At 58.8% G+C, this 26,219-nt stretch carries 29 protein-coding genes; 11 read left to right on the forward strand and 18 right to left on the reverse strand.

What is annotated here, in order from left to right; translation table 11 throughout:
* Positions 1 to 30 precede the first annotated feature (30 nt).
* Positions 31 to 1,971 carry an asparagine synthase-related protein gene (locus MWU38_RS05255; RefSeq protein WP_247270765.1) on the reverse strand — a complete coding sequence of 647 codons (1,941 nt, stop codon included), beginning with the start codon at positions 1,969 to 1,971 and terminating at the stop codon, positions 31 to 33.
* Positions 1,972 to 2,078: 107 nt separating this feature from the next.
* On the opposite strand from MWU38_RS05255, the gene MWU38_RS05260 reads away from it, so the two are divergent.
* From MWU38_RS05260 to MWU38_RS05280, 5 genes are all read left to right on the forward strand, one after another.
* On the forward strand, positions 2,079 to 2,486 hold the full coding sequence (locus MWU38_RS05260; protein ID WP_247270766.1) for a lasso peptide biosynthesis B2 protein: 408 nt from the start codon (positions 2,079 to 2,081) through the stop codon (positions 2,484 to 2,486).
* Positions 2,487 to 2,665: 179 nt separating this feature from the next.
* Positions 2,666 to 2,917, forward strand: a complete 252-nt coding sequence (locus tag MWU38_RS05265; protein ID WP_247270767.1) for a hypothetical protein — start codon at positions 2,666 to 2,668, stop codon at positions 2,915 to 2,917.
* A 130-nt stretch (positions 2,918 to 3,047) separates the two neighbouring features.
* On the forward strand, positions 3,048 to 4,394 hold the full coding sequence (locus MWU38_RS05270) for an O-antigen ligase family protein (RefSeq protein ID WP_247270768.1): 1,347 nt from the start codon (positions 3,048 to 3,050) through the stop codon (positions 4,392 to 4,394).
* Positions 4,391 to 5,110 (forward strand): hypothetical protein, encoded by a 720-nt coding sequence (locus tag MWU38_RS05275; RefSeq protein ID WP_247270769.1) that lies wholly within the window; start codon positions 4,391 to 4,393, stop codon positions 5,108 to 5,110. Before MWU38_RS05270 ends, MWU38_RS05275 begins: the two co-directional genes overlap by 4 nt.
* A gap of 113 nt (positions 5,111 to 5,223) precedes the next feature.
* On the forward strand, positions 5,224 to 6,192 hold the full coding sequence (locus tag MWU38_RS05280; RefSeq protein WP_247270770.1) for a complex I NDUFA9 subunit family protein: 969 nt from the start codon (positions 5,224 to 5,226) through the stop codon (positions 6,190 to 6,192).
* A 174-nt stretch (positions 6,193 to 6,366) separates the two neighbouring features.
* On the opposite strand, the gene MWU38_RS05285 is transcribed toward MWU38_RS05280, so the two are convergent.
* On the reverse strand, positions 6,367 to 7,251 hold the full coding sequence (locus MWU38_RS05285) for a dienelactone hydrolase family protein (protein WP_247270771.1): 885 nt from the start codon (positions 7,249 to 7,251) through the stop codon (positions 6,367 to 6,369).
* A gap of 133 nt (positions 7,252 to 7,384) precedes the next feature.
* Between MWU38_RS05285 and MWU38_RS05290 the strand changes: the two genes are divergently transcribed.
* On the forward strand, positions 7,385 to 9,553 hold the full coding sequence (locus MWU38_RS05290) for a PQQ-dependent dehydrogenase, methanol/ethanol family (RefSeq protein ID WP_247270772.1): 2,169 nt from the start codon (positions 7,385 to 7,387) through the stop codon (positions 9,551 to 9,553).
* A 9-nt stretch (positions 9,554 to 9,562) separates the two neighbouring features.
* On the opposite strand, the gene MWU38_RS05295 is transcribed toward MWU38_RS05290, so the two are convergent.
* Positions 9,563 to 10,024 carry a DUF2306 domain-containing protein gene (locus MWU38_RS05295; RefSeq protein WP_247271246.1) on the reverse strand — a complete coding sequence of 154 codons (462 nt, stop codon included), beginning with the start codon at positions 10,022 to 10,024 and terminating at the stop codon, positions 9,563 to 9,565.
* Positions 10,025 to 10,149: 125 nt separating this feature from the next.
* Between MWU38_RS05295 and MWU38_RS05300 the strand changes: the two genes are divergently transcribed.
* Positions 10,150 to 11,082, forward strand: coding sequence for a LytTR family DNA-binding domain-containing protein (locus MWU38_RS05300; protein ID WP_247270773.1), 933 nt, complete (start codon positions 10,150 to 10,152; stop codon positions 11,080 to 11,082).
* On the opposite strand, the gene MWU38_RS05305 is transcribed toward MWU38_RS05300, so the two are convergent.
* The 8 genes from MWU38_RS05305 to MWU38_RS05340 all read right to left on the reverse strand — a co-directional run bounded on the left by MWU38_RS05305 (position 11,054) and on the right by MWU38_RS05340 (position 18,815).
* Complete coding sequence (locus tag MWU38_RS05305; RefSeq protein ID WP_247270774.1) at positions 11,054 to 11,464, reverse strand: VOC family protein; 411 nt, start codon at positions 11,462 to 11,464, stop codon at positions 11,054 to 11,056. The two genes, MWU38_RS05300 and MWU38_RS05305, sit on opposite strands and share 29 nt — an antisense overlap.
* A 1-nt stretch (position 11,465) precedes the next feature.
* A complete protein-coding gene (gene purU / locus MWU38_RS05310) occupies positions 11,466 to 12,320 on the reverse strand; it encodes a formyltetrahydrofolate deformylase (protein ID WP_247270775.1) in 855 nt (284 codons plus the stop codon).
* Between the two features lie 10 nt (positions 12,321 to 12,330).
* Positions 12,331 to 13,131, reverse strand: a complete 801-nt coding sequence (locus MWU38_RS05315) for an SDR family NAD(P)-dependent oxidoreductase (protein ID WP_247270776.1) — start codon at positions 13,129 to 13,131, stop codon at positions 12,331 to 12,333.
* Entirely contained in the window at positions 13,132 to 14,151 is a 1,020-nt protein-coding gene (locus MWU38_RS05320) for a nitronate monooxygenase (RefSeq protein ID WP_247270777.1), read from the reverse strand.
* A 38-nt stretch (positions 14,152 to 14,189) separates the two neighbouring features.
* Entirely contained in the window at positions 14,190 to 15,365 is a 1,176-nt protein-coding gene (gene purT, locus MWU38_RS05325; protein WP_247270778.1) for a formate-dependent phosphoribosylglycinamide formyltransferase, read from the reverse strand.
* A gap of 63 nt (positions 15,366 to 15,428) precedes the next feature.
* Positions 15,429 to 16,484, reverse strand: coding sequence for a diguanylate cyclase (locus tag MWU38_RS05330; RefSeq protein ID WP_247270779.1), 1,056 nt, complete (start codon positions 16,482 to 16,484; stop codon positions 15,429 to 15,431).
* Positions 16,485 to 16,724: 240 nt separating this feature from the next.
* Entirely contained in the window at positions 16,725 to 17,429 is a 705-nt protein-coding gene (locus MWU38_RS05335) for a helix-turn-helix domain-containing protein (protein ID WP_247270780.1), read from the reverse strand.
* A gap of 132 nt (positions 17,430 to 17,561) precedes the next feature.
* Positions 17,562 to 18,815 carry an aspartate kinase gene (locus tag MWU38_RS05340; RefSeq protein WP_247271247.1) on the reverse strand — a complete coding sequence of 418 codons (1,254 nt, stop codon included), beginning with the start codon at positions 18,813 to 18,815 and terminating at the stop codon, positions 17,562 to 17,564.
* Between the two features lie 132 nt (positions 18,816 to 18,947).
* Here MWU38_RS05340 and ubiG point away from each other — a divergent pair, with 132 nt between their 5' ends.
* Entirely contained in the window at positions 18,948 to 19,709 is a 762-nt protein-coding gene (ubiG, locus tag MWU38_RS05345; protein ID WP_247270781.1) for a bifunctional 2-polyprenyl-6-hydroxyphenol methylase/3-demethylubiquinol 3-O-methyltransferase UbiG, read from the forward strand.
* A 7-nt stretch (positions 19,710 to 19,716) separates the two neighbouring features.
* Here the strand turns inward: ubiG and MWU38_RS05350 are convergent, their stop codons facing one another.
* From MWU38_RS05350 to MWU38_RS05360, 3 genes are all read right to left on the reverse strand, one after another.
* Complete coding sequence (locus tag MWU38_RS05350) at positions 19,717 to 20,109, reverse strand: hypothetical protein (protein ID WP_247270782.1); 393 nt, start codon at positions 20,107 to 20,109, stop codon at positions 19,717 to 19,719.
* Between the two features lie 63 nt (positions 20,110 to 20,172).
* Positions 20,173 to 21,159: a glycerophosphodiester phosphodiesterase family protein gene (locus MWU38_RS05355; RefSeq protein ID WP_247270783.1), complete on the reverse strand. Its 987-nt coding sequence runs from the start codon at positions 21,157 to 21,159 to the stop codon at positions 20,173 to 20,175.
* A gap of 38 nt (positions 21,160 to 21,197) precedes the next feature.
* On the reverse strand, positions 21,198 to 21,548 hold the full coding sequence (locus MWU38_RS05360) for an arsenate reductase (RefSeq protein ID WP_247270784.1): 351 nt from the start codon (positions 21,546 to 21,548) through the stop codon (positions 21,198 to 21,200).
* Positions 21,549 to 21,718: 170 nt separating this feature from the next.
* Between MWU38_RS05360 and MWU38_RS05365 the strand changes: the two genes are divergently transcribed.
* Positions 21,719 to 21,988, forward strand: coding sequence for a hypothetical protein (locus tag MWU38_RS05365; RefSeq protein WP_247270785.1), 270 nt, complete (start codon positions 21,719 to 21,721; stop codon positions 21,986 to 21,988).
* Between the two features lie 17 nt (positions 21,989 to 22,005).
* On the opposite strand, the gene ruvC is transcribed toward MWU38_RS05365, so the two are convergent.
* Entirely contained in the window at positions 22,006 to 22,470 is a 465-nt protein-coding gene (gene ruvC, locus MWU38_RS05370; RefSeq protein WP_247270786.1) for a crossover junction endodeoxyribonuclease RuvC, read from the reverse strand.
* A gap of 101 nt (positions 22,471 to 22,571) precedes the next feature.
* Complete coding sequence (locus MWU38_RS05375) at positions 22,572 to 23,318, reverse strand: YebC/PmpR family DNA-binding transcriptional regulator (RefSeq protein WP_247270787.1); 747 nt, start codon at positions 23,316 to 23,318, stop codon at positions 22,572 to 22,574.
* Between the two features lie 112 nt (positions 23,319 to 23,430).
* On the opposite strand from MWU38_RS05375, the gene MWU38_RS05380 reads away from it, so the two are divergent.
* On the forward strand, positions 23,431 to 24,189 hold the full coding sequence (locus MWU38_RS05380) for a CPBP family glutamic-type intramembrane protease (RefSeq protein ID WP_247270788.1): 759 nt from the start codon (positions 23,431 to 23,433) through the stop codon (positions 24,187 to 24,189).
* Between the two features lie 20 nt (positions 24,190 to 24,209).
* Here the strand turns inward: MWU38_RS05380 and MWU38_RS05385 are convergent, their stop codons facing one another.
* The gene (locus tag MWU38_RS05385; protein ID WP_223073326.1) at positions 24,210 to 24,446 is read right to left on the reverse strand and encodes a DUF2312 domain-containing protein; all 237 of its coding nucleotides are present in this window, start codon (positions 24,444 to 24,446) and stop codon (positions 24,210 to 24,212) included.
* Between the two features lie 202 nt (positions 24,447 to 24,648).
* On the opposite strand from MWU38_RS05385, the gene MWU38_RS05390 reads away from it, so the two are divergent.
* Positions 24,649 to 25,815 carry an adenylate/guanylate cyclase domain-containing protein gene (locus tag MWU38_RS05390; RefSeq protein ID WP_247270789.1) on the forward strand — a complete coding sequence of 389 codons (1,167 nt, stop codon included), beginning with the start codon at positions 24,649 to 24,651 and terminating at the stop codon, positions 25,813 to 25,815.
* 30 nt (positions 25,816 to 25,845) lie between these two features.
* Here MWU38_RS05390 and MWU38_RS05395 read toward each other — a convergent pair whose 3' ends face one another.
* On the reverse strand, positions 25,846 to 26,160 hold the full coding sequence (locus MWU38_RS05395; protein WP_247270790.1) for a DUF1244 domain-containing protein: 315 nt from the start codon (positions 26,158 to 26,160) through the stop codon (positions 25,846 to 25,848).
* Between the last annotated feature and the right edge of the window lie 59 nt (positions 26,161 to 26,219).

Consider the following 26,219-nt stretch of genomic DNA (forward strand, 5'->3'; position numbering starts at 1 on the left):
TCCTGTCCAGTTGCACCCCATTTGGCAGGGTTAATAATCGCCTGTACGGTTAGCTTGATACAAAAATGCTGCGGAAGCGTAAAGACCCCAAATTTCCCAAGCCCAATAATCTCCCTCTGGCCCTCGGAAATCGACGTCAAAAATCTGCGAAATCCCCTTAAAATCGCATAAATTTTGCAAGCTTTCGTCGGCGTGCGCGCGCGCATACTCTGCAAATTGATGGTCAATCTTCGTGTTAGCAAAGTTAGCCTTGGACACACGATTAAGAACCTTCTCCGGCAGATAATCCTGCATCGCGATCCGGTGGGTAAGCTTGGTCAGGGCTCCCTTACGCTTGATGTGTGCAGGAGTAGAGCAAGAGAATTCGATAAATGATCGATAGTGCATGGGGTGACGCGATTCGACCCCAATGCGGTTGCGCTGTCGGCGCATCATCGTGTGGGTGAGGTCGCTGCGCGCAGTCGAGACTAGGTGGACCTTTGACCAGGCCATGGGGTCAGTCGGCAATTCTTCCTCATAGGCCTCCTCAGCCTCGCGCAATGCTGCGCGAAGTTCAGGGGCAAGCCAGGTCAGAGCAACATCGTCCCTGCGCCGTTGTTCGCGCGCCCTGCGCCGAATGGGTTCGCGCAGCAGATCAGGCGCAGCCCATACGGCAAGCTGTCTAATCCCTTGGAATGCGCCGCGCCCCAGCCCCCGATACTGCACCTCATCCCTGAACGTTCGATAGAGACCCGGGATATCTCCGCTGTCCAAAAACTCGGCATAACAATGGCCTACGCCCTGCAACCATTCATCCCCGCCAGCACCATTCAACAAGACGCGTGAGCCATCGGCGACAACTTGCTCTTCGAGATTGATCATCATCGCCCCGTTGGAAGGGATGGCGATATCTTTGTGCCACGCTGCATCGCGAGTGTAGTAGTCGATGTCCGGGTCAAACAACGGGATCTCGCTTATCGATCGTCCCACGTGCTCGGCGGCTGCTCTGGCATATGGCAGCTCAAACGCGCTGGTCCCATCGGCTGCGGCGAGCGAATATCCGTGGAAGCCCGGCGCATTCCACTGGCCGTCTTTTTCCAACCTATCTGCAACAGCGAAGATGGCTGAAGAATCGAGTCCGCCACTGATCGCAACACCAATTTGGGCGTTCGAACGCGATGCCCTCCGAACACAATCAGTCAAGACCTCGAGGTAGTGCTCTGCGTATTCCTCAAGGCTCTTGTAAACAATTGTCACTTGAGTGGGAGGCGACCAATATTGCCGCTGAGACAGGGTCTGACCATTAAAGCTCAAGTGATGTGCGCGCCGCATACGCTGAATCTGCTTCCACGGTGTTTCGTCGGGCAAATACCAGCGATTGGTGATCGTCTGAGCGAGATACCGCAGGTTCGGCTCAAGAGACTTAGGTGTAAGAGCGATGATCGTGCGAAAATCCGATGCGATGATCAGACGGTCGCCATCTTGGAGGAAATAAAGCGGGACGAAGCCAATGTGATCGCGCGCTGCAAACAGACGGCCCTGTTCGAGGTCTGCGATGATGAAAGCAAACTCGCCCTCCAACCGGTCCGCGCAACCCTCACCCCACTCTTCGTAAGCCCGAAGGGCGATCTCGACATCCGACCGGTTCTTCAAGGCGACCCCGCGCGCCTCCAGGTCGGCTGCGACCTCTTGATGATTGATGAGATAGCCATCGAAGACGCAAGCCAGTTTCTCATCTTGCGTCACAATCGGCTGGCTTTGTTTTTGCGATTCGCTGGTCGTGTGCAAAGTGCACGCCGCAAGCGCCATGGGTCCGGCCTTCCAGCTTCCTTTTGCATCATGAGGATACGCTTCGAGTGAAGTGAGTGCGGTCTGCACCTCATCATCGCTCACACCCGAAGTAGAGAAGATGGCGCAAATGACGGACAAGAGGCAGCGTTCCTTAAGCGGGTTGAGAAGCAAGGCTTGGCAGCAAGCGTAGCGCTGTGCCATGGCGGCGCGGTAATAGGCAGATGATGAATTTGGCGCAATCACCTCACGTCCCGGCAAACGGCACACGTCCTCGCGCACGCGATCTGGGGTGGCTTTTGCTGTATTGTATGCGCGGACTATTCGAACTTGTCCGTGCCCGGATTATCTTTGCGCGTTTCGAGGCGAAGACCATTCCTCAACGCAACAAGCGGGCAAGAGCTCTCGCAGGAAAGAGCATCAGCATACCGGAGGCCGACCTTGCGCGAATCGCATATGTGATCCCGCGTATTTCAGACCGTCTGCCGTGGCGAAGCGATTGTCTGATCCAATCTATTGCCGGCCAAAACTGGCTTTGTGCTCGCGGCGCATATGGCGAAATCCAGATTGGCGTCGAAAATCCGCAAGACGGAAAGTTCGGCGCTCACGCGTGGCTTTTGCATGGCGATAGTGTCGTGACCGGCGGGGATATTGCGCAATACGACCTGATCTTGTCCGATTCGCAGCCCAAAGACCGAACGGAAACGTCATCAAGGTGACTTGCGTTAAAAGGGTCGGGGGTCACGCATCTGTTCGCACCTGCGAGGGGCGTTAGTCCTTCATTTACCCTTTTTTTCAGGCAACGGTTGTCAAACCTGTTGCACTGCACTAACAAGCCTAAGTGAAACCACTCATTAAGAGGGCAGGATTGATGTTCAAAACGACGTCTAAAGTTATTATGACCGCCGCTGCAGCTGGCCTGGCATTTGCGCCAATCGCTGCTCAAGCAAACACTCGCGCTGCTGACGCAGCTCCAGTTTACAGCAACACCGCAGCTCAGCCTGGCCAAGGCCGTGCCGCTGAAGGTGAAAACGCTGTTGGTGCCACCGGCATCCTCGTTGCACTCTTTGCTGGTGCCGCAATCATCGGCGGTATCGTCATCGCAGCTGACGAAGACGGCGACGACGGCACCCAATCGCCAGGCGTATAAACGCAACTGGTAACGCCGCACTTTGAGTGCGACGAAGAGAGAGCGCGCGGGTTTCCCGGGCGCTTTTTCTTTGCCCTGATTGCGTGCATGTTCCTCCACGCAAGATTTGTCAGCGTTAGGGATCAGCAGATTGAATACCACAAAGCGTAGCCTCCTATGGGCCCTTGGTGCGATCCTGATCGTCGCGGCCATGTTCGGTGGCGGTGGATCGCGATACGGCCTTGCCAATCTCGCCGTGCAATTGACAGCCATTGCAGCGCTTGCGCTGCATGGCCGCGCCTTTGTCGCGTTCTGGATCGGGGCTGCTGTTCCATTGCGCATCCTGGTTGCGCTGTCCTTATTGCTTCCCGCGCTCTTTATTGTCCCGTTGCCGCAATCCGTATGGAGCGCGCTTCCAGGTCGTGAGCTTGTGGCGCAGTCATTTGAACTTGCAGGCGTTGCAGGGTGGGCTACCGCTAGCGTGGAGCCGGTCCGGACCCTGCTTGCCCTCACTGCGCTGATCACGCCGCTCGCCGTTCTGGTGATTGGCCTTGGCACAGGGCGCGAGCAACTGATTGATCTTGGCTGGATCGTGGTCGGCCTTGGCCTCGCAAACGTCGCAATCGGCATGGTTCAGGTGCTTTCCAATGGTGCGACGGGCCTTTTCTATCCTGAGATCCCGATGCCGGGCGTGTTGTTCGGGAGCTTCGCGAATCGGAACACGGCGGGACTTTTCCTCGTGCTTTGCTTGTCCTTGGCAGCGCTTCTCCCCATACCGCGCAGAATGGGAACCGCAGCTTTTCCAGCGCGGATAGCTGTTTGTGTCCTGCTGCTTCTTGCTGTGCTTTTGACCCGTTCACGCACCGCGATCGTCCTTTCTGCTCTTCCGCTTGGCGCGCTCGCGCTTCAGATGATGAGCCGGCGACTGAAGGAAACGCGCAAGCGTTCCGGTGCATCGCAGATGACCGTTGTTGCAGCAATTGGAGCAGGCGTTCTTGTGCTTGGAGCGGTTGCAACGCTTGCCGTGGGTGCGCCTGGCCGGTTGGGCGAAGTGGTAGACCGCTTTCAGGAAGACGGCACCGATGCGCGTGCCTACATTTGGGAGGACTCTGCCTATTCGGCCTCGCGCTATTGGCCTGTGGGAGCTGGCACGGGTACCTTCGATGACGTTTTCCAGATTGACGAATCGCTTGAGAATATAACGCTTCGCCGTGCGGGCCGTGCGCATAACGACTATCTTGAGGTCGCGATCGAAGCGGGACTTTCGGGCCTTCTGCTGATCGCCGGCTGGTTGGCGCTCCTTGCCTGGTTAAGCTGGCGCGCGCGCACCTCGCCTGACCGGTGGATCGCATGGAGTGGCTCCATCGCGCTTCTCGCCATCGCACTGCAATCGATAACCGATTACCCATTGCGCAACCAATCCATGTTGGCATTCGCTGCCTTTACGCTCGTGCTTCTCGTACGTTTCAGCATCCCACCAAGAGGGACAAGACTATGATTGGCCGCGTTCTTTGGCTGGTTATCCTGATCGCAGTCGCTGGCGTTTGTGTCAGCGTTCAGCTCGACCGCCAATCGCGTAAAGACCCCGAGCTTGCCCGATATGTGCCCGAGCCGTTGCGGTCCTCGGCCCAGCGCATCGTGGCGGTCAACACTGTCGCGGTCGGCACGCCTGAGGCTGGCCTTGCGGAGGCGCGCAAGCTTGTCGAACGCCGCCCGATGCCCGCTGAGCACCTGCTTCTCCTTACTCAGGCGCAAGTGAATGCAGGCAAGGCCGAGGCGGGAACAATCACTGTCCAATACGCAGCGCAGCGCGGTTGGCGTAATCCGGTTGCGCAGCAAGCCATGCTGCAAATCGCACTGGAAGTGGGTGACGCGGCGCAGGCCGCCCGCCGATACACAGCCCTTTTCATGATTCCGCGGACCGAGGAAGAACTGCTCAAACAGTACGGCGCACAGGTTTTGGGTGAGCCCGGCAGCGAAGCGCGCGCGGTGGTTGCTGAAATCGTAAGCGGTGCCGAACGTTGGCACAGCACCTTCCTCCGGCGCGGAGCGCGGGTGATGCCGCCCGATGCTTTTGCCGAAATCATTCGTATCAACATCGACAAAGGCGTGCGTTTCGAATGTCGCCGCCTCGAACAAGCCGTAGGCACGCTTTCGTCAAGAGACGCGGTCGCAGGGGAGAGCCTGAGGCGTCTGACCGAGGGCCAATGCTGAGGAAATACCGCCTGCACCCTAACCCGTTTCCGCCCTATCCCCCCTTGCCCATTTCCGGCGTTTGGCGCATGGGCTTGGGCGAATTGTGATACGCTCAATGGGATTATCGAGCCATGCCTAAGGCCTCTCCTTTGTCTGATTGCCTGGTCACCGTATTTGGCGGTGGCGGATATATCGGCAACTACGTTGTTCAAGCACTGCTGGCACGCGGTGCGCGCGTCCGGGTCGCAAGCCGCAGGCCTGAGAAAAGCTGGCCGTTAAAGCCGCTCGCCAATCTCGGCCAATTGCAATTTGCCCGTTGTGATCTTCTCAACAACGACCATATCACCGCCGCTCTTGCGGGTGCTGAATATGTGGTCAATCTAGTGGGTGACTTCGCAGGTGACCTCACCTCCCTCATGGGAGAGGCGCCAGGCCACATGGCGCGCACGGCGGCCGCAAATGGCGCCAAGGGCTTCGTCCATATCAGCGCGATTGGCGCTGATGAAAACTCGCCCACCGAATACGGGAAGAGCAAGGCTCTGGGCGAACGCCTTGTGCGCGAAGGCTTTGAAAACGCAGTGATCCTGCGCCCGTCCATCGTGTTCGGCAAGGACGACAACTTCATCAATATGTTCGCTGGCATGATCGAGCATTTCGCCGTGCTCCCGGTCTTTGGCCACGATAAGCAATTGCAACTCGTCTATGTCGATGATGTGGCCGAAGCTGTTGTGGCCGCGCTTGAGGCCCCTGAAACCCATGGCGGCAAGATCTTCGAGCTTGGCGGACCTGAAAAGCTGACCATGCTTGAAATTCACCAGCGTATTGCCGAGGCGCAAGGACGCGAGCGGCGCTTTCTCGAAGTTCCGGACGGCGCAAGCGCGCTTTTCGCAAGCCTGCCTCTGACACCGATGAGCCGGGACCAATGGACGCTTCTGAAAGAGGGCAATGTCGTGGCGGACGGTGCCAACACACTCGCCGTCCTTGGCATCGAGGCGCGCCCGCTGGGCCTCTTCCTTGAAAACTGGATGACCCGTTATCGCAAGTTTGGCCGCTTTGGCCTTGCCAACGAACGCCAGAAAAAGCGCGCGTCAAACGGCTGATCTGCACGTTTGCCCTCGCCGCGTTTGAGACACTTGAGACACTGTCCAAAGGCCAAAAGTCTGCGCCCTTTCTGACCATTTGAAAGACGGGGCCAGAAAGGGAGGCAGCTTGTCGCACGGCGAGCGCCATAGACCAGCGCCCAAGCCGTAGGAAAACGCCTTCGGAGGCGAGCTTTAAAGGGCTTCCTCATAAAGCGCGAGCAGGTCGGCGCGCGCCTTTTCAGCGGCGTCTTCAGCGTAAGCAGGGCTATCGGGCACGGTCCAGCCGTGGTCGCCTGCATAGACATCGACCTTGGCAGGACGGCCCGCCGCCTCGGCTGCGGCTGCGAACTCATCCTTGTGGGTTGGCGCCTTCGCATCATCGTCTTGCGCCACCGCAATCAGATAACTTGCCGTGGTTTCACCAAGCACCTTGTGCGGGCTCTTGTCATAGTCATCACGCACGAGCCCCCCGCCGTGGAAGCTCGCCGCAGCCTTGATCCGCTCAGGCACGGCCGCCGCGCTCCACACGGTGAACGGTCCGCCCATGCAATAGCCTTGCGTGCCGATGCCTTGACCGGTGTCGACAGCGTCCTGCTGGTCAAGCCATGCCGCTGCCGAAGTCGCATCGCGGCCGATCGAATCGGCGTCGAGTTTCCCGCGCCACGGTGACACTTTTGCAAAGCCATCATTGCCAAAGAAATCGGCAAAATCGGCGAACTGCTGGCCCGCGACATCGCGGTAATACGGATTGAGCATCAGCACGGCAAATCCGTCGCTCGCAAGCCTGCGCACCATGTCGATCTTGGCGGGACGAATTGAGGCGATGTCGGGCCAGAAAATAACGGCGGGGTGCTCACCTTTGGCCGGGTGCACGAAGACAGCATCCATTGTGCCGTCAGCGGTTTCGAACGTCACATTTGTCTGTGTGAGTTGCACCGCGCCCTCGCTTTCGCCGCCCTCAGCGGTCACAGCATCCGGAGCGCAGGCCGCAATCGTAGCAGCACCCGCCAGGATGCCCAGCTCGCGGCGGTTCAATTGTCCGCGCGCCCATTCTTTCAATTTGGCTTCATCACACATCGATTATCTTCCTTTGATCAGCGCTGTTGCGTGCATGGATAGGCTTTTGTGCCCCCCATGGACAAGCGGCATTTTGCAAGGCAGACTGCGTTGCAAGACGGGACTGAAATGTTCCGCTGGGAGAGAAAAGAACATGAAGAAGCTGATTTTGGCAGCGCCGGTGCTGGCGCTGGGCGCTTTGGGTTTGGCCTCATGCGAGGAGATGACGTCAGGCAATGAGGGCGGCATCACGGCGGCGATGCTGCTGGCTGCGGGCGACGATGATGCCAATTGGATCACCCACGGGCGCACCTATGACGAGCAGCGCTTCTCTCCACTAGACAATATCAACGCCGAAAACGTCGGAGAACTCGGTCTTGCCTGGTACGCCGATATGGACACAGCGCGCGGGCAGGAAGCAACGCCGCTCGTGATTGATGGCAAGATGTATCTCACCACTGCGTGGTCCAAAGTGAAGGCGTTCGACGCGACCACTGGCGAGCCATTGTGGGATTACGATCCGCAAGTGCCAGGCGAAACCGGGGTCAAGGTATGCTGCGATGTGGTCAACCGGGGCCTCGCCGCGTGGGGCGATGACCTTTTCCTTGGCACGCTCGACGGGCGGCTTGTTTCGCTCAACCGTGATACGGGCAAGGTCAATTGGGAAGTCGTCACCGTCAATCAGGACATGGCCTATTCCATCACCGGCGCACCGCGCATCATTGATGGCAAAGTCATCATCGGCAATGGCGGCGCAGAGTTTGGCGTTCGCGGCTATGTCGCCGCTTACGATGTCGAGGATGGGAGCGAGCTCTGGCGCTTCTACACCGTGCCAGACGGGACAGAAGGCGATGATGCGCCTGAGTACCTGAAAGCTGCTGCTGAAACCTGGAACATGGAAGCGCTCGCCGGGTCCGATGCTATTGGCGGCGGGGGCACGGTCTGGGATTCGATGGCTTACGATGCCGACCTGAACCTCCTTTACATCGGCGTTGGCAACGGGAGCCCTTGGAACCGCGCTTATCGTTCGCCGGGTGAAGATGGCACGGGCGAAGGCGATAACCTCTATCTTTCCAGTATCGTCGCGCTGAACCCGGATACGGGCGAATATGTCTGGCATTATCAAACGACGCCGGGCGAGACGTGGGACTACACCGCGACACAGCACATAATCCTGGCCGATATGGAGATTGAGGGTGAGGAGCGCCAAGTCCTCATGCAGGCACCCAAGAACGGGTTCTTTTATGTGATCGACCGCGCAACCGGCGAGTTTATTTCGGCTGAGGAATACATTCCGCAAAACTGGGCCGAGGGCATTGATGAAAACGGGCGGCCGATCTTCAACGCGCAAGCGCGCATCGACAAGACAGGCGCACCGGCGATCGTCATGCCCGGGCCACTTGGCGGCCACAACTGGCACCCGATGGCCTTCCACCCGGGCGAAGGGCTGGTCTACATTCCGGCCTTCGAAGCGGCCTCTGCCTATGCGCCGGAAGCCGATTGGAAGCCTGATCGCGCGCGCGGCTTTAACGTAGGGTTCGACCTTGGCGCCGGTGATTTGCCGCCCAATCTTGGCATTCGCAAATCGGTTTACGGCACGGTCAAGGGCAAGCTGATGGCGTGGGATCCGGTTGCGCAGGAAGCGCGCTGGACCGTCGAGTTTCCCGGCCCGTGGAATGGCGGGCTGCTCGCAACAGGCGGCGGGCTGGTCTTCCAGGGCAATTCGTCAAGCGAGTTTGCGGCCTATAATGCCGCCGACGGGAAAAAGCTCTGGAGCTTTGCAGCGCAGACCGGGATCGTGGCCCCGCCCATCACCTACACCGTGGACGGCGAGCAGTATGTCGCGGTCCTCGCTGGCTGGGGCGGCGCCTATGCGATCACCGCCGATGGCCACCTCGTCAACGATCAGGGACCCGTGCGCAACATCTCGCGCCTGTTGGTGTTCAAGATCGGCGGCGAAGCGGCGCTCCCCGATATGCCGGCTCTTGCTGACATTCCACTCGACCCACCACCCAGCCGCGCAAGCGCAGAGACCATTGCTCTGGGTAAGGTCAACTACGCGCGCTATTGTGCCGTTTGCCACGCGCCTGCCGCCGTTGGCTCAACCGTGCTGCCGGACCTAAGACGCTCCGGCACGCTTGGCAACGCTGCAAGCTGGCAGGCGGTGGTGCATGACGGCATCTTGAAGGATAACGGCATGGTGAGCTTTGCTGACAGCCTTTCCAAGGAGGAGATCGACGCGATCCGCGCTTACGTCATCCAACGCGCCAATGAGGACAAAGCGCTCGAAGCAGCAAGCGCCGAGCAGGTGGCAGCGCGCTAAGGCCCGACCTCATCCGAAGAAAAATGTGTTGAGCAGGCGCCCGGGCAGCAATGTAAAGGCGCCTGCGATGCACAGCCCTACGTAAAGCCCTGTCATTGCGCCGCGGTGGTGGCGAATTTTTCCTTGGCGCGCGAGATATATCGCGACCGGCACATTGATCAGCGTCCACACGGTAAAGAAGTGAATGGGGCTAAAGCCTGTGCCCCCAATCCCTCCGCCCGGCGCAACGATAAAGGCTGAGGCAATCGCGGTGATGACCATAAGCATCGCCCAGATCCGGCCGAGCACCTTGTGCAAGGCATCGCCTTTCTTGCGCCACAGGATGAACGGGCCAAGCAGGAGAGCGGGAACAACTGTTGCCAGATGCAGCATCACCGGAACGGTCAGCCGGGTCTCGCCAGTTGATACCGACTGCGGCGCAGCAAAACCCCCGAAGGTCATCGCCAGAAGTGTCAAGGTGATCGTGACCACAATCGTCAATACACCTGTAATGACAAGACTTAGGGTTTCGGACCGGCGCGCTGGTGCGGGCTTGGTTGTCAGCTCGGATCCTGAGTTCGGCGCTGGGTTTGGCATATGTCGCTCTTGTTTCCTTTTTGCACTCCGCGATAAAGCGAAGCGATGTTGCAATCCCGTTCCAAAAATACGCTCCGGCCTGCAATTCCAAGCGCATCTGCGCCGCGTGTCCGTGTGATGCGCGGATCGTCCGCGCAATTCGCGAATGGTCCGCGCTGATGCATCTCACCCGGCTTGAAAGGCTTTTGGCAGAAGCGGGGATTATGGCTCTATGCGGCTGTATTCTTGCGATTTCAGGGCTTTTTGTGGCGCCCGATATGCCGCTTGGCGCGCGGCTCGCCTATTGGATCGGGGGCTTCCTCGCTGCTTGGGCCTTGGTGCAATTGCTCTCCTTTGTGGGCACTGCCGTTGCCAAGATGATCGGCCTTGCCCCGCAATGGGGATACGCGATCACAATCCCGTTGGCGACGATCGGCATCACCTGGGGCGTTCTATACTGGTCGGGCGGCAACGAAGTCGCGATGGGCGATGGTTTTGGCCACGTCTGGATCAGGGCATCCATCATAGGACTTGGCTTTTTCGCCTTCTTCTATGTTCTTTACGCCCGCGCCGAAACGGTGCCCGAAGTTGAGGGCCCGGTCGAGGCGGGATCGCAAGACACGCCGACACCAGTCATTGCCGAAACCGAGCTGCACGCGCGCCTGCCCACAGGCTTTCCCGCAATCCTCGCGCTATCGGTTGAAGACCACTACACCCGCGTTCATGCGTTTGACCGCAGCGAAATGGTGCTGATGCCGCTAAGCGAGGCGGTCACGCTCATGCCCGAAGGTGAAGGGCGTCAGGTCCACCGCAGCTGGTGGGCAGCACGCGAAGCGGTGATGAGCCACAAGCGCGAGGGCCGCGATATAAGGCTGATCCTGAAAAATGAGCTCGAAGTGCCGGTCAGCCGTGCACAGGTCAAACCCTTGCGCGACGACGGTTGGCTTAGTCCCGCTCCGCTGCAAAAAAGTTAAGCTCTAACAGGACATTATTCGGGTCGATGGTAAATATCTGAGTAAGCCCGATCGAAGGCACTTCATTCACAGTGAAGTCAGCGCCGCGATCCCTGAGCCGGGATTTGACCGTCTCAAACCCCTCACATCGAAGCGCGACATGGTGGATTGCGCCTGTTGCAGCACCGGGGTGCAGGGGCCGCTTGTAAGTGCTTGGAAAATCGACCGAGTTGAGATGCAGGATCGCCTGCCCGCGAGAATCGTACATCCAGCGCACCTGATCCGGCCGCATCGAAGGCGGTCCATCGCGTTCTTCCAGATCAAGCAATTCGGCATAGAACCGCGCGGTCTGGGTAAGGTCTTCCGTCACGATATTTACATGGTCGAGACGCTCAACGATCATATCAGCCTCTGAAAACGACCGTGCGATTGCCGTTCATCAACACCCGTTCGCTCGCAAACAGACGCACCGCTTCTGCAAGAACGCGGCGTTCAATATCGCGGCCTTTGCGAACAAGATCGCCGGGACTGTCGGCGTGGGTGATACGCTCCACATCCTGGTGAATGATCGGCCCTTCATCGAGGTCAGCGGTCACGAAATGCGCTGTCGCGCCGATAATCTTTACCCCGCGCGCGTGCGCCTGATGGTAAGGCCGCGCGCCCTTGAAACCGGGCAGGAACGAATGGTGGATGTTGATGCAGCGCCCTGCGAAGTGGGCGCTCTGCTCATCCGACAGAATCTGCATATAGCGCGCGAGCACGATCAGTTCGGCCTGCGTCTCCTCAGCGATTTCGCGCACCCGCGCCTCCGCCTCGGGCTTGGTATCCGCGGTCACGGGGACGTGATGGAAGGGAATGTCACCAATATCGGTGCGGATCGCCACATCGCGCGGATGGTTGGAGATGATCGCAACCACCTCTATATTGAGTTCACCCATGCGCAGGCGATAGAGCAGGTCGACAAGGCAATGATCGCCCTTGGAGACCATGATGATCACCCGGCGCGGACGGTCGCCTGCAACGATCTCCCAATCCATTGCATATTCGCCGGCCAGCTTTGCGAATGCCCCGCGCAATTCCTCCGAGGTCGTCCCGGTTGGGTCGAACGCCACCCGCATGAAAAAGCGATTGCTGCTTTCATCGCGAAATTGCTGCGCATCGAGGATGTTGCAACCGCGCTCAAAGAGAAAAGCGGTGACCCGCGCTGTGATGCCGGGCTGATCGTTGCAGTCCAGCTTGAGAACTAGAGGTTCGCTCATCTGCGCCTGATCACATTTTCATGCGCGCAGATTGGCCGTCATCGACCTTGATGACGGCGCCGGTCACACATTCGCTTGCAGGGCTCACCAGATAGAGCAGCGTTGTGTCCATCTGCGCCGGCACGGGCACGCGCTGGCGAGCAAGCATCGGGCGCGGATCGCCGATGCGCTCGAACATGCCGTCGGTCATTTCAGTGACGAACATGCCGGGGCAAATCGCGTTCACATTGATGTTGGCATAGGCCCACTCGACGCTCAGCGTCTCTGTCATCCGGGCAAGCGCAGTCTTGGTCGTGGCGTAAAGCGCAGCGCCCCCGCCATCATAGCGGTAATGCGCGGTCGAGGAGATATTGACGATACGCCCCGGCTTGTTCGCCGCAAGCAGCCTGCGCGCCACTTCGCATGACAGGATCCACGGCGCGCGAAGATTCACGCCCAGCACCCGGTCGATCAGTTCCAATTCCATCTTGTGCGCGCGCTGTGCATCGGGGATGCCGGCGTTGTTGATGAGAATATCGACAAGGCCGAGCTGGGCTTGCGCCGTTTCAACCGCGCTGATGAGGGCATCGGCGTCGGTTGCGTCCATTTCAATAGCAACAGCCTTGCCGCCGCCCGCATTGATTTCTTCTGCGAGCGCTTCCAGGCGATCCACCCGGCGCGCGCATAGCGCCACGGACGCGCCCTGGCTTGCGAGGACCCGGGCGAACCTTTCACCAAAACCCGATGAGGCACCTGTTACCAGTGCAACATGGCCTTCAAGGTCTGTCGACGCATTGGGAAGGTCGAAGCTGTCTGTTTCGTCGCTGATCATCTATGCCGCCACCCGCGCGCTCAATGCCGCTTCGCATTGCTCCATCAGCTCAGTGATGATTTCAGCCACCGGCTCCTCCTTGGTTACCATGCCGACCGACTGGCCCGCCATGATCGAGCCGTTCTCGACATCGCCATCGATCACAGCACGGCGAAGCGCGCCTGCCCAGAAATGCTCGATCTCAAGCTGCGCTTCACCCATATTGACCTCTTCGCGGTCAAGCATTCCGGCGACTTCGATCTGCTTGCGTTTGAATTCCTCGGTGCCCTTGTTCTTCAAAGCGCGTACCGGGATGACGGGAAGACGCGGATCGACCTGAACGCTTGTCTCTGCATCGCGCGCCTTGGCGCGGAAAAATGCCTTTTTGAAATCAGGGTGCGCGATGCTTTCCGTGGCGCAAGCAAAGCGGGTGCCCAACTGGACACCACAAGCACCCATCTCGAGATAGCCTGCGATCGCTTCGCCTCGGCCAATGCCGCCAGCGACGAAAACGACGTGATCCTTCGCCAGGGCTGGCAGGAATTCCTGAGCCAGAACGCTGGTTGCAACCGGGCCAATATGGCCGCCCGCTTCCATCCCCTCAATCACCAAAGCATCGCCGCCAGAGCGCAGCAGCTTCTTCGCCAGCGCAAGCGTGGGTGCAAAAACGATAACCTTGCCGCCAAACTCCTTGATCGCTTCGACCGATCCCTTGGGCGGGATGCCACCTGCAAGCACCACATGGGTCACAGCGTATTTCTTGCAGACCGCGATAAGCTCGAACAGCTGTGGGTGCATGGTGATGAGATTCACGCCGAACGGCTTGTCGGTCAGCTCCTTCGTCGCCGCAATTTCGGCATCCAGCAACTCAGGCGTCATCGCCCCGCAGGCAATCACGCCAAAGCCGCCCGCATTGGAAATGGCAGAGACAAGACCCCGCTCAGACACCCAGCTCATCGCGCCGCAAAGGATCGCGCTTTCGCAGCCAAGAAATTCGGTGCCGCGCTGCATCATGGCGGACGTTTTTGGATAATTGGTCATATGCTCGCTCGATTAGTGGGCACACGCGCAAAGATCAATCACGAGTAGGTGATGCGCACTTGCCGTGCCGCCGCGGCAGCGCGCGCCCGTGCTGTGTCGGTATCCTCTGCGCGCGCCAGCGCCACTGCCATGCGGCGATAGGGGCGTGTGGTCGGCTTGCCGAAAATGCGCACATCGCTGGCCGGGTCGGTTGTCAGCGCCTCGGCCAGTCCGTCGAATTGGAAGTTATCGCTCTCGCGGTCGGCCAGGATCACGGCAGAGGCCGCTGGCTCCGCATCGATCACGGCGGGCACCGCCAAGCCAAGGATGGCGCGGGCGTGCAGGTCAAATTCGGTAAGGCGCTGGCTGGCGAGCGTCACCATCCCTGTATCATGGGGACGCGGCGAAAGCTCCGAGAAGATGACTTCCTCGCCCCTTACGAAAAACTCAACGCCGAACAGGCCCCAGCCTTTGCCGTTACCCTGAAGCGCTTCGACCACTTTGACCGCCATATCCTGCGCCTTGGCGATGGCGGCGTCCGACATGGCAGCGGGTTGCCAGCTTTCCTGATAATCGCCGCGTTCCTGCCGGTGGCCGATGGGCGGGCAAAAACTAATGCCGGCGGCATGGCGCACGGTCAGAAGTGTGATCTCATAATCAAAAGCGATGAACTGCTCGACGATCACCCGCGCGCGGTCGCCGCGCATATTGGCGCAGGCATAATCCCACGCCTCTTCGAGGCCTTCGGCACTATCGACCTTGCTCTGGCCCTTGCCCGAGGAGGACATCACCGGTTTGATCACGCAAGGGAACCCTGCATGTTCAGCCGCCGCGCGCACCTCTTCCAAAGTCGTCGCATAACGATAGCGCGAAGTGGTGAGGCCAAGCTCCCCTGCTGCAAGATCGCGGATTGCATCGCGGTTCATTGTCAACTGCGCCGCGCGCGCCGAAGGGATTATGTTGAAACCCTCGCCTTCGAGCTCACCCAGAATTTCGGTGCGGATGGCCTCGATCTCGGGAACGATCAAATCGGGCTGGTGCTTTTCGGCTGCTGCGCGCAAGGACGCGCCATCGAGCATGGAAAACACCTCACGTTCGTCTGCGACCTGCATGGCGGGCGCGTTATCATAGGCATCACACGCAATGACGCGCGCGCCCAGACGCTTGGCAGAGATGACAAATTCGCGGCCCAATTCGCCTGAGCCGAGGAGCAAGATCGTGGCAATAGATGACATGCACTTGCCCTAGCAGGGGCGCAGCGCGCGTCCAAATGTTCAAGCTGGTTTTGAGGCAAACTTTCAGGAAGCGCGCCGGTTCACCTGACCAGCCGCCTGTTCAGCAGCGCGCGCAATCGCTCTTTCGACCGCTTCGCCGTCCGACAGGCGAGGATTCGCCCGGCAATAGCCCGTTTGCATACCACCAGCCGAGCGCGCCATTATCAGACCGAGTTCGGCCTGACGAAGGGTCCATTCCGCGCTGATCTCGGTGGAGGCTACGCCCGCGCTCGCGGTCAGGTCACTGGCCCGACCCGCAGGCGAACCGGTCAGGCCTGCGAACAGGGCAAGCGCATCAGCGCACCATTCGCGTGCCTCGCGCGGTGTCATGCCCGGTAAGATGACGCCGAAACGTTCGTCGTCGACTTGGGCAAGAAAGTGCTCTTGTTCCGTTACCGCTTCGAGAAAACGCGCAAATCCCCAGCGCACTTCATCCGCTGTGTTCTGCCCGTAATTCATGTAGATCGCCTTCATCCCGTCCACGGCGAACAACGCAACGCTGACAGTTTCTGCAACTGCGAGGGCCCGACTCAGGCGACCAGCAAATCCGCGCCTGCCGCAAAGCCCCGTGACGGTATCGGTGCTGATGCCTTTCGCAGAACCGTGCTGGCTTGGAACCCTCGGCTCGATAGCGCGCAATGTGCCGAGCGCCTCATACCGGCCTTTCTCGTCTGCCTCTACCCGCGCGAGCTTGAGCGAGCACCATTCTTGCACCGCATCATTATGGGCAATGTCACAGCATGGTTTGCTGCGCATTGTATCTGCTTCGCCTTGCGCAAACGCGATGCCCATCTGATGCAGGGGAAACTCAACCCCGCCCGAACTGGCAAGAGTTTCAGCCTCGCCGGCGATGATTTGCTCAAAATAATGCGTGACCCTCGCCTGGGCGCTGGGGTCGATAACATCTGCAATATGAGGTTTGACAAGAAGTGCATCCAACTCAAGCCCAAAGCGCGATGCGTTGTGCGAAGCGTCGACGATAAATCCTGCGCTATCAAGGCGAACCAGAACATCATCCGCCGTGTTACATTTATTTACCGTGCGCTGATGCGCTCCGGCGTGTTTGAAGTGCATTGACATGCATTTGGCCCCCGAAAAACCAACAACAATCCCGAACAACCCGCACTGTCCAAAAGCCACCTGTAAACTAACAAATTGAGCCTCGTTTTGGCTGAAACCCTCATTCCGCCTTTGACAGGGGAAATCTGTTAGTTTGTGTTAAGTAACTGATATAAAATACGAATCATTACTCTATTTGTTTACCATAAAACGACGTTTCGTCGCGCGAAATGAACGCCTCGGCGCTATGATTCGCGCGCCTCAAACTTCGATCATGATTCGTACATGGTCGGGGTCAATTTGGTATTCCGAAGCGATACGTAAGCGACATTGCGCAATGACCGCCTCGCGCGAGCCTTCGGGGCCGCTCTCGGCAAGGTCACCGATCGAGACCCCGAGAACCTCGGCAATGCCTTCAATCCGCTCCGGAATGGGCTTCGCCTTGCCCTTCTCCCACGCCCAGACAGTCGGCTTGCTCACGCCGAGCGCATTGGCCACCTGGTCAAGCGTAAGGCTCTTCTCACGGCGCAGGCGGTTCAGGCGAGCACCAAAGGATTGGCCGCTCACAGCAAAGCCACGCGCAGGTTCAGGCGCTTGGGCAGGTTCTTCGACGCGTGCGCCGATTTGAGCCGGATTGGCCGCCAGCTGGCTCGCAGCAAGAGCCGCTTCGCCAAGGGCTTGCTCGAACGCACAACCATAAAGGCGCTCGCTCACCCATACGATTTCCGCACCCACTGGCCCCACATCGGGAAGGCCAATAGCGAGCCTGTCGCCCGGCACGAGTTCCAGATCGGTTTCGATCAAGAGGCCGGCTGCCGAGAGATTGTGGATCGTCACATTGGCGGGAGAACCGTTTTCCACCACCCCGCTCGTGTTCAGGTTCAAGGTCCGGCGTGCATGCCGCCGTGCCTCAAGCGAGGCTGCCTGAGCAGAGGACAAAGGTTCTAGGTGGGCTTTCAAGGCCATTATCGCGCGGCTCCTCAATTGGGAGCTTCACGATCTGGTAAAAACTCTTACCAACCTGTTAGCAGACATCCTTAACGCGGGCCAAAGCACACGGTTATGCGATAAGCCGTTAGACGCGTCAGTCGCTCGCGCTCAGTCTTCGGCGTCGAGCCCGTAGGCGGTGTGCAAGACACGCACGGCAAGCTCTGTCTCGTCCTCATCGATCAGAACGCTGACTTTAATCTCCGAGGTGGTGATTGCGAGAATGTTGATGCCCCGCTCTGACAAGGCGCTGAACATCGTGCTCGCAACCCCTGCATGGCTTTTCATGCCCACACCCACAACGCTTATCTTGGCAACCTGTGTGTCGGCGATGATGCGGTTAAAGCCGATGGCTTCGCGCTTGTCTTCCAAAAGCGCCTCTGCCCGCGCAAGGTCGGCGGCCGGCACAGTAAAGGTCACATCGGTTTCACCCTTATCGCGCCCGACGTTCTGGATGATCATATCGACATTGATAGACGCAGCCGCCAGCGGAGTGAAAATTTCGGCCACAGCGCCCGGTTTGTCAGGCACGCGCGTGAGCGTCACCTTGGCTTCGTTTTTGTCGTGAGCAATCCCGGTGACTAATTGGCGTTCCATTTCGCCCCTTTCGACCATGAGTTCCATTTCGTCATCCGACACGATGAGAGTGCCGGGAAGTTCGTCTGCGGGCACAGCGTCATCGCCCACAAAGCTCGAGAGCACCTGAATGCGCACTCCCTCTTTCATCGCGAGGCCAACAGAGCGCGTCTGAAGGACCTTTGCGCCGACAGATGCAAGCTCGAGCATCTCTTCGTATGTGACGGCCTTCAACTTGCGCGCCTTGGCAACGATCCGCGGGTCGGTGGTATAAACCCCGTCCACATCGGTATAGATGTCGCAGCGATCCGCCTTCACCGCGGCTGCGATTGCCACCGCAGATGTATCAGACCCACCGCGACCAAGCGTGCTCACGCGGCCCTCGTCCGAAATACCCTGAAAGCCGGGACAAACCGCAATTTCGCCCGCTTCCATGCTTGCGACCATTTCGGGCGCGTCGATGGTGGAGATGCGCGCCTTGGAGTGCGCCTCAACCGTCTTCACCGGCATTTGCCAGCCAAGCCAGCTGCGTGCCTTGCAGCCCAAGCTTTGGAGGGTAAGCGCGAGAAGCCCGCTGGTGACCTGCTCACCGCTTGAAACTACCACGTCATACTCAGCCGGGTCGTAAAGCGCATTGGCCTCGCGGCAGAAATTCACAAGCCGATCTGTCTCGCCCGCCATGGCACTGACGACGACGCCAACCTCACTGTTCTGGGCCTGCGCCCGGACAATATTGGCGACGCGGCGAATCCGCTCGGTCCCCGCCATCGAGGTCCCGCCAAACTTCATGACTACGCGTTTCTTCATCTTGGTGTCTGTCTCGGCCAAGCCTCGCTAGCCCCCTTGGTGTGATCCGGCTCGTTGAATATCGCTGGTTACGTGTTGCTGGTTATGTGTCGAAGGCGCTGCTAACGGGAGAAGATGGGAAACGCAAACGTCGATCCAATTAATCGCTCCAATGACAGTGGCGTAACAATCCGCCCCGAAGAGGCTGCTTTCTTTTCTGATCTTGCAAAAGATTGGTGGAATCCGAAGGGAAAGATGGCAAGCCTGCATCAGGTTAATCCGGTGCGGCTCGGCTTTATCAGGCAGGCGGTCGATGCGCATTTTGCCAGCGATGAACGCAGCATCAGGCCGCTGGCGGGCAAAACCGCGCTCGACATCGGCTGCGGTGCCGGGCTGGTCTGCGAGCCTCTGGCAAGGCTGGGCGCTGAGGTGACAGGCGTGGATGCGGCGCGCGATAATATCGCGGCAGCGAGCGCGCACGCGGAAGGCAGCGGGCTCGATATTCGCTACATGCTGGGCGAGGTGGCCTCGCTCGACATCGGCACGTTCGACCTTGTGACCAGCCTTGAGGTGGTCGAACACGTCGCAGACAAGCGCGCATTCTTATCCGATGTGGCGGCGCGGCTTGCTCCCGACGGACTTCTCGTGCTCTCCACCCCCAACCGCACGCCTGCATCGCGCGTGCTGCTTGTCGGCGCGGCAGAGGCGGTGGGCTATGTCCCCAAAGGCACGCACCATTGGGAAGATTTCGTCACTCCGGAAGAACTTGAAGAGATGCTGGGCGAGGTCGGCCTTGAAGTGATCGAAAGACGCGGCATTGCGTGGCGTCCGGGCAAAGGACTGCACCTAAGCGATGACGAAGCGCTCAATTACATCCTGAGCGCGCGAAGAAAATAGCGCGGGGTCAGCAGCCAGCAACTTGGACGCTTGGTAATTGGAAGCCGATGTTGGAGGTGACCTCCAGTTTCGCCTTGCCGCCTGCCTCGAACAATTCCCTGTAAACTGCCTGCGCACACATATCGCCGCGCAAGGTCTTACGCATCACAAACGGGTCCCAACTCGCCTTTCCGGTTGGCAGGTCCTTGATGACAATCACCAGAGTATCGTTCCCATCAACCCGGGATGACACTTTAGCGCTCCCGAACTGTGGTCCAATTTGCTTGCGCATTTGGTCTGTACCGTGGCGATTTACATAATCCTCGGCGACGGCGAGCTTGTCTTCAAGCGAGCCGGAGCCAAGGATTGGCCCACACCCGCCAGCGACCACAAGCGCAGCAAGAACAACACCTTCTTTCATCGCGGTTACTCCCCATGATGATCATGCGGACTAACTGTGCGCGGTGTATTTGAGGTTAAAGCCCTAGCGCGGCTCGTTTTTGGAGAGCGCCACAAACTCTTTCACATTGTCGGTGAAGAAGCCGTCTGCACCGCTTTTTATCGCTGCGCCCCAGAGGAGGCGCCATTGGCCTTCGTCGGCGGGTCCGCCTTCGCTTTGCAGTGTGGCTGGCAGAAAAGCGTTTTCCTTGCGCAGCGTCCATGGGTGGACCTTAAGGCCAAGTGCCTGCGCGTCGGCGACCAGCGTGGTTTGCGCCATGGTTTGGGGGTCGAGAACATAGCCAAGCCATGGGCCAATCCCGTCGACATAGGTTGCAAGCTCTTCCAGCCCGCTCGGCGTCACCATTTCGGCATAGCGCATATCGGGTTCATCCACCGGGCCACCTTCGGGGCGGATCAGTTGCACCAGTTTATAGTCGCTGCGTTGATTGAGGCGGCGAAGCGTGGTGACTTCAAAGCACTGGATGAAGATCGGGTCTTCAGGTTCGATTCCAAGATCGCGCAGCTCGCGCAGGACAAGATCGACCATATCGATCCCTTCGACCTCGAGCATGAAGTTCGGGTGCTTGAGCTCGGGGTAGAGACCTATTGTGCGTCCGGTCTCCGCCTCTTTCGCACGCACCAGCTTCACAATCTCTTCAAAGGTCGGGACCTGATAAAGCCCGTTATAGCGGGTGTTCGCCGGACGGCTTGCAGGCACGCGTTCTTTGGCGCGAAGGGTGCGCAATTCGGCAAGCGTAAAGTCTTCTGCAAACCAACCCGCCACGCGCTGACCGTCGATGGTCTTTTCGCGCCGCAGATAATCAAATTCTTCGCGGCTTGCGACATCGGTGGTGCCGGAAAGCTCGTTCTCATGGCGCGAGACAAGCTTCAGATCCTTGGTCACGACAAGGTCAGGCTCGATGTAATCGGCGCCCTGATCAATGGCGAGCTCATAGGCCGCCAAGGTGTGCTCTGGCCGGTCGCCGCTCGCCCCGCGGTGGGCGATAATCAGGGGGTCGCTATTTGCCATGGCGGGTAGAGGAGAAACCACAAGCGCTAGACACGCAGCTACAAAAGTGAAGCGGACCATTCATCTTCCTTAAAACCCACGAGGATGCCGCCCTCGTATTCGACCACTGGCCGTTTGATCATGGAGGGGTGCTGAACGAGAAGCGTGACTGCCTTGTGACTGTCTGCTGCATCGGCCTTCTCTTGATCAGAAAGCTTGCGGAAGGTGGTGCCGCGCTTGTTCAGCACGGTGTCAACGCCCTTCGCGCCGATCCATGAGGTCACTTTGCCTTCATCAGCGCCCTCTTTCTTGTAGTCGTGAAACACGTAAACGAGGCCGTTTTGATCAAGCCACTTGCGCGCTTTTTTGACGGTATCGCAATTGGGAATACCGTAGAGATGCATGGTCATCCTTAGCGTAAATCCTTATCTTCCGCGTGTTGCGCACTTGCCATATCCTACCCGCGCCCCACTGCCCAGAAGATTGCGGCGTAAGGTTCGTCAACAAATCGAAGTTAACTCCACCTTTAGTGTTTTTCCCTAAAGAGCGTTGAACTTCCAAGGGATTTGCAATGTCGCGCATGGTTTCAAAATTAGTGATCACCGCTGGTGCAGCCGCGCTTGCGCTTTCGCCTGTGGCAGCTTCGGCGGGCACTCGTGCGGGCGACGGTTCCAGCATTTACAGCAACAGCGTTTCGCAGCCAGGCAAGGGTCGCACAGCCAATGGCGAGCGCGTTGGCAGCGGCATTTCTTTCGTCTCGATCCTGATCGGTGCCTATATCGGCGCTTGGACGACTTTGTTCGTGACCGAAATTACCGAAGACGACGATTTTCAGTCGGCCGGGGTTTAAGCTCGAACACCCATTAGTCAGCCCAGATGCGCGTCGGCGATTGCAACCGCCAGCGCATCGGCAGCATCGCTCCCGGCAACTTTTGATCCCGGGAGCAGCACTTTGATCATGGCTGCGACCTGAGCCTTGTCGGCACCGCCAGTTCCAACCACGGCCTTCTTTACAAGCCTTGCAGCGTGTTCGTTCACGCGCAGCGATGCACCCCCGCACGCAGCCAGTACTGCGCCGCGCGCTTGAGCGAGTTTAAGCGTCGACTTCGGGTTCTCATTGACGAAAACCTCCTCGCACGCTGCGCGGTCGGGGCGGTGCTGTTCGATGACCTTCGCCACCTCGCCGTGCAGCAGGGCAAGCCGCTCCACCATTGGTGATTTGGCATTGGTTTTAATCTGTCCATTGGCGATATGCGTGAGCCGCGATCCTTCGCAGCGCACCACGCCCCAGCCCGTGCAGGTAAGCGAGGGATCAAGGCCCAAAATGATCATCTAAAGCCCGATCATCCAGTCTGGCATCAATCCGAGCCGCCACATTATCGCAAGCGCGAAAGCAGCGAGAAGCGCAGTGAAAAAGACAGGCTCAAGCCGCTTCAAACGTCGAGCTTGTCCATCACATCGTCCGAGATTTCGTAATTGCCCCAGACGGTTTGCACATCATCGTCATCTTCAAGCGTGTCGATGAGTTTAAGCAGCGTGCCCGCACCTTTCTCGTCCATTTCGACGGTAAGGTTCGGCTTCCATGCAAGCTTCACCTCTTTCGCCTCACCCAATGCCTTTTCAAGCTCCGATGAGACGGCGTGAAGGTCCTCGGCGGCGGTCCAGATCGTGTGACCGTCTTCGCTGGATTCGATGTCCTCTGCGCCTGCTTCCATCGCGGCCATGAGCACGGTGTCTTCATCGCCAGCTTCGGGCGCATATTCGATCAGGCCCAAACGCTCGAACCCGTGCGCAACCGAACCTTCGGTGCCCAGATTGCCGCCGTTTTTGGAGAACGCAGTGCGCACAGCTGTTGCGGTGCGGTTGCGGTTGTCGGTCAGCGTTTCAACAATGATCGCGCTGCCGCCCGGGCCATAGCCTTCGTAGCGCACCTCTTCGTAATTCTCGCCGTCTGCCGCACTCGCCTTGTCGATCGCGCGCTGGATATTGTCCTTGGGCATGGATTGCCCCTTGGCGGTGTTGATCGCGAGGCGCAGGCGCGGGTTCATATCGGGGTCTGGCGTCCCCATCTTTGCAGCGACCGTAATTTCACGGCTAAGCTTGGAAAACAGGTTCGAGCGTTTCTTGTCCTGCGCACCCTTGCGGTGCATGATGTTCTTGAATTTGGAATGGCCTGCCATTGAAAAACTCTTCTCAGCGATTTTGCTTTGCGCCCGTATCTTTATGGGCGTGCGTGTTTTGGCGACACGCTTAAGCTTGAATTAGTGGCACCGCCTTAACCCCATGAGCGACATGACGACAACCCCTATCACCGCAAGCGAAACGCACATCTCCCCTGCTACCGATGGCCCGGCCACAAGCATGGCCGCTGAATGGCGTGAATTCGGCGCATTCCTGAAGCGCCCAACCCTTGAAGTGAGCGCGAAAAGCAAGGGTGCATTGACCGTGCTCGCCCGGATCTACGCACTCGATCTGCTGGCGATGGCGGTGCTGATCGGGCTTGCCAGCCTGTTGATCGCGGCGGGCGTTTACATCCCGGCGACCGCCTTGGCGGGGATGGAATTTACGTGGGGCATCATCGCAATGGTGGTGATCGGCGCGCCTGTGATGGAAGAGGTCGCTTTTCGCAGCTGGCTCTCTGGCAAGCCCGCAGTAATCGCGGCTTTGCTGGTATTACTGGCAGGCGGCATCGGCTTTGGCCTTGCGCATATTGCGCTCCCGCCGCTTGGCCTTGCACTTGCGATGGCCGGGATAGTGGGGGCGGGCGCGGCCCTCTATCTCTTGCGCAACAAGCCAACACTGGGATGGTTCGCGCGCGGCTTTCCAGCGTTCTTCTGGCTTTCGACCATCGCTTTTGCACTGGTGCACTTGGCAAATTTCGACGAAGGCTCGCTTGCGATCCTGTTGCCGCTCGTGCTGCCCCAGTTCATTCTGGGCTCAATGCTCGGATATGTGCGCGTGCGCTTTGGCCTGTGGGCGGCAATCGCGCTTCACGCAGCGCACAATGGTACAGCCGTCGCCATCGCAGCGCTGGCGGGACAGCTCGGCTAGCGCCCCGCCACCACTGAAGGTTACATCATGCCAAGAGCAGATTTGTAGGTTTCGAGCACCATATCCTGTTCGGAGCGCTCATCAGGCTTCATTTTACGAAGCTTGATGATCTGACGCATGATCTTGGTGTCGTAGCCCACCGCTTTGGCCTCGGCGTAAACATCGCGAATGTCATCGGCGATGCCCTTTTTCTCTTCTTCGAGGCGTTCAATACGCTCAATCAGCAGGCGCAGGCGATCATCGGTGGCTTCGGCCAAGGTCTTATTTCCTTATTTGAGAGAATCAGATTGAAACTAGGGGATGCGCTCTATCAGCCCTTCCCGCGCTTCGCAGCTTTTGTGTGCAGCTTTCTCCACGAAACTACCCACAGCTTGCGCGAATACGCCGATCTTGTAGGATCGCCCGCGCAAAGGGACACGAGGCATTAGGGGGGACTAGCCAGTGGACAGGCCAGTCGAAATGACACCGGACGAGCTGGAAGTCGTCCCCGAAGAAACCGGCGTGACCGGCAATGTCGCTGTGTTTTGCGGACATATGTTCAATTCGGGGAGCGATGCGGAAACCTCTCTTGCGCAGCGCATCTCCAACTATCTGGACGAGCTCGACGTTTCGGTGGGTTACGGTCCGCTCGCCTGCGGGGCCGACATCGTTATTGCCGAGCAAATTTTGCAGCGAGGCGCCGAACTCAACGTGGTTCTTCCCTTTGCCGAAGACGATTTCATCGCCGAAAGCGTGGTGAGTGGCGGGCACGACTGGGAAGATCGCTATTACGCCTGTCGCAACGCTGCCAAATCGATCAGCTTCGCAACACCATCTGACTATGTCGGCGACGACAATCAATTTGCCTACAACACGCTCTACGCCATGGGCCTTGCCTTGCTGAGGGCAGGAAAGCGCGATTGCGAGGCATATCAGATCGCGGTTGTCTCGGACGAATTCGCCAGCTTTTCGGCCACCGGCATCGCGGGCACCAAAGCCGATATGAAGCTGTGGCAGGATCTCGGGCGCAAAAGCGTCACAATCCCCGCCGGGAACGTACCGCGCAACTTGCGCTTTCCGCCAAAACAACAGGTTGGCGACGGGACCAAGCGCGAGATACGCTCGATCTTATTCGCGGACTACAAAGGCTTTTCAAGGCTGGGAGAGCGCGAATTGCCGGCCTTCATGCATACGGTCATGGGGCGGATCGGCCAGGTGCTGAGCGATTTTGGAGACCACGTCGAATTTCGCAATACATGGGGCGATGCGGTCTATGCCATCGTGGACGAACCGCGCATCGCCGCCTCGATCGCGCTTAGATTACAGGAAACATTGGCAGACATTCCGCGCGGCCTTGTTCCTTCGGGCGCCGTCGCCGGCATGCGACTGGGCGTGCATTACGGCCCGATCTGGGTCGGCACCGACCGCATCACCGGCAACCGGCTATGGTATGGAGGCGAGGTCAATCGCACCGCACGGATCGAACCTGTCACGCCGGTTGGCGGGGTCTATTGCACCGAAAGTTTCGCTGCTGCGCTTCTGATGGACAATTGCAAGGAGTGCGCCTTCACATCCGTTGGGCGGGTGCTGCTGCCCAAGAAATACGGCGAGGTCGAACTCTACCGCCTGGACAAGGCAGACTGCTAGGAGCTGACTGCCAAAAGCTTACCTTTCGGGTCAGTCCGATTTGTTTTTGGCTATGCTCGCTTCCATCGCAGCGAGTTGTTCGGGCGTTGCAGGCGACTGTCTCGTCGCCTTCCATTCCTCTTGCGACATGCCATGAATGAGCTCGCGCGCGGCAGCTTTATCACCGTCAAACCCGGCATCTCGGATCCAATCGGCAAGGCAATTGCGGCAAAAACCTGAAAGCCCCATCAAATCGATGTTCTGTGCGTCATGTCGATGTTGAAGGTGGCGCACCAGCCGGCGAAAAGCTGCGGCAGCAACCGCGTCGTCCAATTGGTCGAGATCAGAGCTGGATTTCGTATTCATGCGGGCTTTTCCTTGAGTTGCAATACGGCTGTGTCATAGCAAGGACAGTGATGCAAAGG

Source organism: Qipengyuania sp. S6317L1 (assembly GCF_023015615.1).
GTDB lineage: Bacteria > Pseudomonadota > Alphaproteobacteria > Sphingomonadales > Sphingomonadaceae > Erythrobacter.

What these genes read in the sequence shown, in the direction of transcription:
- MWU38_RS05255 (WP_247270765.1), bottom strand. Translation starts at nt 1,971, where the DNA reads ATGGCACAGCGCTACGCTTGCTGCCAAGCCTTGCTTCTCAACCCGCTT.
- MWU38_RS05260 (WP_247270766.1), top strand. Translation starts at nt 2,079, where the DNA reads ATGCGCGGACTATTCGAACTTGTCCGTGCCCGGATTATCTTTGCGCGT.
- MWU38_RS05265 (WP_247270767.1), top strand. Translation starts at nt 2,666, where the DNA reads ATGACCGCCGCTGCAGCTGGCCTGGCATTTGCGCCAATCGCTGCTCAA.
- MWU38_RS05275 (WP_247270769.1), top strand. Translation starts at nt 4,391, where the DNA reads ATGATTGGCCGCGTTCTTTGGCTGGTTATCCTGATCGCAGTCGCTGGC.
- MWU38_RS05280 (WP_247270770.1), top strand. Translation starts at nt 5,224, where the DNA reads ATGCCTAAGGCCTCTCCTTTGTCTGATTGCCTGGTCACCGTATTTGGC.
- MWU38_RS05285 (WP_247270771.1), bottom strand. Translation starts at nt 7,251, where the DNA reads ATGTGTGATGAAGCCAAATTGAAAGAATGGGCGCGCGGACAATTGAAC.
- MWU38_RS05290 (WP_247270772.1), top strand. Translation starts at nt 7,385, where the DNA reads ATGAAGAAGCTGATTTTGGCAGCGCCGGTGCTGGCGCTGGGCGCTTTG.
- MWU38_RS05305 (WP_247270774.1), bottom strand. Translation starts at nt 11,464, where the DNA reads ATGATCGTTGAGCGTCTCGACCATGTAAATATCGTGACGGAAGACCTT.
- purU (WP_247270775.1), bottom strand. Translation starts at nt 12,320, where the DNA reads ATGAGCGAACCTCTAGTTCTCAAGCTGGACTGCAACGATCAGCCCGGC.
- MWU38_RS05315 (WP_247270776.1), bottom strand. Translation starts at nt 13,131, where the DNA reads ATGATCAGCGACGAAACAGACAGCTTCGACCTTCCCAATGCGTCGACA.
- MWU38_RS05320 (WP_247270777.1), bottom strand. Translation starts at nt 14,151, where the DNA reads ATGACCAATTATCCAAAAACGTCCGCCATGATGCAGCGCGGCACCGAA.
- purT (WP_247270778.1), bottom strand. Translation starts at nt 15,365, where the DNA reads ATGTCATCTATTGCCACGATCTTGCTCCTCGGCTCAGGCGAATTGGGC.
- MWU38_RS05330 (WP_247270779.1), bottom strand. Translation starts at nt 16,484, where the DNA reads ATGTCAATGCACTTCAAACACGCCGGAGCGCATCAGCGCACGGTAAAT.
- MWU38_RS05335 (WP_247270780.1), bottom strand. Translation starts at nt 17,429, where the DNA reads ATGGCCTTGAAAGCCCACCTAGAACCTTTGTCCTCTGCTCAGGCAGCC.
- MWU38_RS05340 (WP_247271247.1), bottom strand. Translation starts at nt 18,815, where the DNA reads ATGAAGTTTGGCGGGACCTCGATGGCGGGGACCGAGCGGATTCGCCGC.
- ubiG (WP_247270781.1), top strand. Translation starts at nt 18,948, where the DNA reads ATGGGAAACGCAAACGTCGATCCAATTAATCGCTCCAATGACAGTGGC.
- MWU38_RS05350 (WP_247270782.1), bottom strand. Translation starts at nt 20,109, where the DNA reads ATGAAAGAAGGTGTTGTTCTTGCTGCGCTTGTGGTCGCTGGCGGGTGT.
- MWU38_RS05355 (WP_247270783.1), bottom strand. Translation starts at nt 21,159, where the DNA reads ATGGCAAATAGCGACCCCCTGATTATCGCCCACCGCGGGGCGAGCGGC.
- MWU38_RS05360 (WP_247270784.1), bottom strand. Translation starts at nt 21,548, where the DNA reads ATGACCATGCATCTCTACGGTATTCCCAATTGCGATACCGTCAAAAAA.
- MWU38_RS05365 (WP_247270785.1), top strand. Translation starts at nt 21,719, where the DNA reads ATGGTTTCAAAATTAGTGATCACCGCTGGTGCAGCCGCGCTTGCGCTT.
- ruvC (WP_247270786.1), bottom strand. Translation starts at nt 22,470, where the DNA reads ATGATCATTTTGGGCCTTGATCCCTCGCTTACCTGCACGGGCTGGGGC.
- MWU38_RS05375 (WP_247270787.1), bottom strand. Translation starts at nt 23,318, where the DNA reads ATGGCAGGCCATTCCAAATTCAAGAACATCATGCACCGCAAGGGTGCG.
- MWU38_RS05380 (WP_247270788.1), top strand. Translation starts at nt 23,431, where the DNA reads ATGACGACAACCCCTATCACCGCAAGCGAAACGCACATCTCCCCTGCT.
- MWU38_RS05390 (WP_247270789.1), top strand. Translation starts at nt 24,649, where the DNA reads ATGACACCGGACGAGCTGGAAGTCGTCCCCGAAGAAACCGGCGTGACC.
- MWU38_RS05395 (WP_247270790.1), bottom strand. Translation starts at nt 26,160, where the DNA reads ATGAATACGAAATCCAGCTCTGATCTCGACCAATTGGACGACGCGGTT.